This window comes from Desulfobacter sp., from assembly GCF_050177295.1.
In genome coordinates this window covers 14132-18773 of sequence record NZ_JBFXHE010000044.1, presented here as the reverse complement: position 1 = coordinate 18773, position 4642 = coordinate 14132, and the positions used below count along the sequence as shown (strand labels likewise).

Below are 4642 nucleotides of genomic sequence, written 5' to 3'. Positions count from 1 at the left end.
TTTAGACCACAAGGCCTAGACTCCTGCCAGATACAGTCAGAAACATTGCCTTGAATAGAGAGGATTAAGACTTTACAGACTTGTACTGACCGATATACTCACCGTTGTCAGAAACATTGCCTCGATTAGAGAGGATTATGACAGAAATAATTTTTTTATGCGTGTTCTGCAGTTCTGTCAGAAACATTGCCTCGATTAGAGAGGATTAAGACAAATGTTTCATTTGAACTATTACTTTTTCTCGTTTTGTCAGAAACATTGCCTCGATTAGAGAGGATTAAGACTTTATTATTCTTCATAATCGCTCCTTTGCATCATGGTCAGAAACATTGCCTCGATTAGAGAGGATTAAGACTTTTAGTTCATCTGTGTACGTCTTTATGAGTTCTGCTGTCAGAAACATTGCCTCGATTAGAGAGGATTAAGACTTAGTAGCGGCCCAGGCCATCCAATGGTGGTAGCAGTCAGAAACATTGCCTCGATTAGAGAGGATTAAGACCATTCGGGCAGCCACCAGCCAGGCACATATCATATAGTCAGAAACATTGCCTCGATTAGAGAGGATTAAGACATAGATAGCTCTCTGAAATGCCAAGATATTTAGCTGTCAGAAACATTGCCTCGATTAGAGAGGATTAAGACTGATACCGTTTCATTAAATTTTCAGCGGCAACCCGGTCAGAAACATTGCCTCGATTAGAGAGGATTAAGACTGCCCTTTTTTCCAATGTTGTATGTGTATGTTCCATGTCAGAAACATTGCCTCGATTAGAGAGGATTAAGACTTGTATTGCTCGGTGTTCTGGCCGCGCTCGGTTACCGTCAGAAACATTGCCTCGATTAGAGAGGATTAAGACATAATTACCATTTGCGCTGCTTTTTCAGCTATGATGTCAGAAACATTGCCTCGATTAGAGAGGATTAAGACTTTAATAACCTCATCTTTGTTGGCTTTGTTGTATGGTCAGAAACATTGCCTCGATTAGAGAGGATTAAGACTTTCTATCTCATCGAATAAAGCCCGTTTTGCAGCTCTGTCAGAAACCTTGCCTTGATTAGAGAGGAAAGGCCGGTATTAAGGATTGTAGGTCATGAAATTTGAAATTTTAATTGGGCATATTATTTCGTGTTCATTCCTGAAAGCCGAAGGGGAATTCATTTATATTGACCATTGCCTTCCTATTCTAATTCAATCTCAATATCCCAATAAATTTCAGACAACGGTAATTCACAATTGACGGATTCCATCTTTAAAATATGGTCTGTACCTTTGTATGAACGGTATAGCCAGCCATCGCCGCTGCGTGTATATTGTTCAACACGGTACTCTTTTTGGGAAACAAGGATATATTCTTTAAGCGTTGGGATCGTTTGGTAATAAGCAAACTTTTTTCCTCTATCAAATACTTCCGTTGAATCTGAAAGAATCTCCATGATAACAACCGGGTTCGTCAATGTGTCAAATTCATCATCTTCAAATGCTGCATCACCGCAATAAATCACAATATCCGGGTAAACATAGTTCTTCTCCGCAATTTTAACCCGCATGTCATTGGAAAACAGATTACAATTGGATTTATCAGCTTTGAATTTACCCCCCAACTCTATTGTAAGATTAACATTGATACGGTTATGGTTTCTTCGTGCCCCAACCATAGCAAAAACGTCACCGTCAAAAAATTCATGCTTAATATCAAGAGAACTTCTTTCAAGTGCAAGATATTCCCCCGGAGCCATTTTGTTTTTTTCCTGCGGGTGTGCGGTCATATGCTTTAATCCTCCCCTGTTAATGCTAAGAAAATAATAACAGTGTGTACGCACAAAACCAAACGCTGCTTTTCCTGATTATAACGGATTTTGGGAACCATGCCTAACCATTTGAATTTATTGTGGTGAGTTTTAGATCCTATCCTGGAATTGCAACCTGAAATATTAGGGGGCATTCTCGTTAAATTCCAATATATCCCCGGGCTGGCATTGAAGATACCTGCATATGGCATCCAGGGTTGTCAGCCGGACGCCTTTGATCTTCCCTGTTTTTATTAAAGAGAGGTTTTGCTCTGTTATACCGATAAATTCCGCCAGATCCTTTGATTTGACCTTGCGCTTAGCAAGCATGACGTCAAGGGTGATGATGATGGTCATTGACGCCTCCTAAAGGAACATTTCCTGATCTTCTTTTATCTTGCGCGCTTCATCCATGACCCATGTCACCGTAAGAACAATCCCGCCCACAAACAGGGCCCCGAAATCGGAGCCTTCAAGCCCCACGGTGATCATCCGCTGTCCCGGGGGATGGTGCAGGGTTACGACGGTACTGATCAATGAATTGCTCAGAAAATGGCAACCCATCCAGATAATCATAGCCCGGCCAAGGCGGTTAAAACAGTCAACATTGGCCTTGGCAAAGATGATCCCGTTTTCATACAGGCGAAACAGCCTTGCAAGCACCTGCAACCCGTAAACCAACACCGACAGGGGAAGCAGGTCTGTGAAAAAGGCCAGAAGCCGGGAAAATGCCGGCAGGTTCCCGGTAATGGGCACCGGGACGCTCACCATGTTCGGCAAATGCCGGATCTGATTGAAAAAGATCCAGTACAGTGCACATATCACCGGTACCAGAAAAACAAGCAGTGTGCATATGCGTCTCAAGGTCCGGCTGGCCCGGATAATGCGTTCTTTATTCTCCATTTTTTGTCCTCCAGATAAATTCGTTAAACGTTTTTTGTTTTATTGCCTGCCTGCTTGCTTACCTGGTCTATAATCCTGTGTCAAGAAAAAATTAATACAAAACGATAATAATTTTGCATTAAACATAAATTTATTACTGTTAATAATTGGGCCGGAACAAAATTAATGGCGCAACATTTAATTTTGGGATAGCATATAGGTAGGATGGCAAAAGCGCAGCGTTGCCCACCAATTTGCCCAAAATCCGCTTATTTTTATGATTCGCTTAATGATTCGGAACGTGATTCGGGGTCGGGCCAAGCTAATAGTGCGATCGGGTCGGGCCGAGATAATGGTTTGAAATAAAAATGAATATTTTTACCCCCTTAAAACGGGCTTAAACTGATGTTTTTGGGGGCAAAATGGACACGTTAAGAGGAGCCGGGGGGCAAGTCTTGAAATATTAGTTTTTCAAGGCCTGCCCCGACCTATATTTGCATTATGCCACAGCAGTAAGCTTACCCGTACGGTCTTCCAGCGTTTTGATGATATCCTGGATAGAATCAACAGCCTGTTCATCAAAATAGACCTCACCGCATTGTTGACACACCCAGGCAGGCACACTGTCCAATGTTAAGTGGTATCCCTTTTTATCAATTTGAAAAGGTGCCGTACCTTTGACCATTGTTCCCCGGCAGTGCATACACTTCATGATTTTTTCCTTGTTTTGAAATCGTTTTCCCATTTAGTGCTTATCATCCTGTCCGGATTTGACATTTGACGTACAGCATGAGGAAGGAAAAGTATCCTTTTGGCTGCGCTTTTTTGTATGCGGTCAAACACGTCTTTTTTATCGGTCATCCCTGCTACCCGCTATTGACCGGCTTCCGATGCCAAACGCTGAAAATGGTTTTTAATAATAAATGTGTTCAGTACCGCCTTTATGGTCGTCCTGTCTTCTTCGGGCAACGCATCTATTTCTTTGACGGTCTGCAATAGCTCCATTATTTTGTCATAATCAGGTTGTTTTGATTATATTTATTCCATAGTGTGCCCTTATTTTTTGAGATGAGCAAGTTTTTTGTGTTGGCACATGGCAATGCATTGGCTATTAAATATAACAAAAGTGTTCCCACTTTTTTGACAAGATTATCTTACGGGGGTACCAGAAAATTAAATTGCCGATATTTGAAAAACGTTATATTCCTAATTTTATTTAAAAAAAATTTAAAGCCTATGAAAAAAGACACCCACCAGTTTATCCAGGAATATGACGGCATTGCCGCCTTTGGCATGGACAGAGCAAGTGACGAGGAAACCATCATGTTCTATCTGCAGAAATTCAGTGAGGACGCCTTTATGAAAGCCCTGCTGCCAAGGCTGTCCGACCAGGAACTTGAAGAGATCTATGAATGGGTCAACGCATACCTAAAAAAACACATTCCCGAAGACGAATACCACAGCCTGTTTTTAAAAGACCGTTAGTTTTTGTGCGTCTTTAGTTCTTCGGGGTAAGCACCAGAAAATAGAGCTGGCCCCTGGCCACCATGTGACCGGCAGTGTAATCGGCCCAGTCACCGGCACCGCAGAACAGATCCACCCGGTCCGGTCCGGTTATGGCCCCTCCGGTATCCTGGTTAAGCACAAACAGCGACGCCCTGGGCCATTCCTCTTTTGGCTGGTCCACGGCAGCCGGCAGTGCGGCCTGGATAAAGGCCAGGCCCCCTTTGGGGAAAAGTTTGGTGTCCGTGGCAATGGAGCGTACAGGCGTTACGGCGACACCGATGCACCCAACGGGGCCGCCCTGGCCTTCCTTAAAAAACACAAAGCTGTCATTGGTAAAAAGCACCTCGTCCATGCGGTCCGGGTGGGCGGTCAGCCATGCGCGTATGGCCTGCATGGACATCTTCTCCTTTGGCACCTCGTTTTTATCAATGAGATATTTGCCCACAGCACTGTATTTGCGGCCATT

At 43.3% G+C, this 4642-nt stretch carries 7 protein-coding genes and 1 CRISPR repeat array; of the genes, 1 reads left to right on the top strand and 6 read right to left on the bottom strand.

The window, feature by feature from the left end:
• Positions 1-35: 35 nt before the first annotated feature.
• Positions 36-999: a CRISPR direct-repeat array (repeat unit 36 nt; unit sequence GTCAGAAACATTGCCTCGATTAGAGAGGATTAAGAC).
• A gap of 180 nt (positions 1000-1179) precedes the next feature.
• The 5 genes from AB7U36_RS05670 to AB7U36_RS05650 form a co-directional block, all read right to left on the bottom strand.
• Entirely contained in the window at positions 1180-1767 is a 588-nt protein-coding gene (locus tag AB7U36_RS05670) for a Uma2 family endonuclease (RefSeq protein WP_428158821.1), read from the bottom strand.
• A 165-nt stretch (positions 1768-1932) separates the two neighbouring features.
• Complete coding sequence (locus AB7U36_RS05665; protein WP_428158820.1) at positions 1933-2145, bottom strand: helix-turn-helix domain-containing protein; 213 nt, start codon at positions 2143-2145, stop codon at positions 1933-1935.
• A gap of 9 nt (positions 2146-2154) precedes the next feature.
• Positions 2155-2691: a DUF2975 domain-containing protein gene (locus AB7U36_RS05660; RefSeq protein ID WP_428158819.1), complete on the bottom strand. Its 537-nt coding sequence runs from the start codon at positions 2689-2691 to the stop codon at positions 2155-2157.
• A gap of 478 nt (positions 2692-3169) precedes the next feature.
• A complete protein-coding gene (locus AB7U36_RS05655) occupies positions 3170-3415 on the bottom strand; it encodes a YgiT-type zinc finger protein (RefSeq protein ID WP_428158818.1) in 246 nt (81 codons plus the stop codon).
• A gap of 128 nt (positions 3416-3543) precedes the next feature.
• Positions 3544-3675: a hypothetical protein gene (locus tag AB7U36_RS05650; protein ID WP_428158817.1), complete on the bottom strand. Its 132-nt coding sequence runs from the start codon at positions 3673-3675 to the stop codon at positions 3544-3546.
• A 231-nt stretch (positions 3676-3906) separates the two neighbouring features.
• Between AB7U36_RS05650 and AB7U36_RS05645 the strand changes: the two genes are divergently transcribed.
• Positions 3907-4155, top strand: a complete 249-nt coding sequence (locus tag AB7U36_RS05645) for a cytoplasmic protein (RefSeq protein ID WP_428158816.1) — start codon at positions 3907-3909, stop codon at positions 4153-4155.
• Positions 4156-4168: 13 nt separating this feature from the next.
• Here AB7U36_RS05645 and AB7U36_RS05640 read toward each other — a convergent pair.
• Positions 4169-4642 (bottom strand): MltA domain-containing protein (locus AB7U36_RS05640; RefSeq protein WP_428158815.1); only part of this gene is annotated, 474 nt, incomplete at its 5' end.